Genomic DNA, 336 nt, shown 5'->3' with positions numbered 1-336 from the left:
TAGAGGCGCTGGTGAGCACCACGGCCGACCCCGCGCACCTCCAGGGGCTGCTGCCGGAACACCAGCGGATCTGCCACCTGTGCGGCGAGGTGAAGTCGGTGGCGGAGGTCTCGGCACTGCTGAGCCTCCCGCTGGGGGTGGCGCGCATCCTGGTCGCGGACCTGGCGGAGGCGGGCATGGTGGCGATCCACCAGCCGGGCGGCGGTTCGGAGGCGGGCGGCACGCCGGACGTGACACTGCTGGAAAGGGTGCTCAGTGGACTTCGCAAGCTCTAACGGCACTCCCGTCGCCCCGCGCGCGACCACCTCGGCGAAGATCGTGGTGGCGGGCGGTTTC

Annotated in this window: 1 protein-coding gene and 1 pseudogene; both read left to right on the top strand. The window is 71.7% G+C overall.

Annotation, left to right across the window (positions count from 1 at the left end):
* The coding region (locus RKE29_RS30630) for a DUF742 domain-containing protein (protein WP_312008935.1) at positions 1-275 on the top strand (275 nt) is incomplete at its 5' end.
* Positions 256-336, top strand: a pseudogene (locus tag RKE29_RS30625) (ATP-binding protein); the annotation flags it as partial. The gene RKE29_RS30630 and the pseudogene RKE29_RS30625, both read left to right, overlap by 20 nt.

It is taken from the genome of Streptomyces sp. B1866 (assembly GCF_031932565.1).
Classification (GTDB): domain Bacteria; phylum Actinomycetota; class Actinomycetes; order Streptomycetales; family Streptomycetaceae; genus Streptomyces.
The sequence above is the reverse complement of the archived record's forward strand: the minus strand, read 5'-3'. Positions and strand labels throughout refer to the sequence as shown.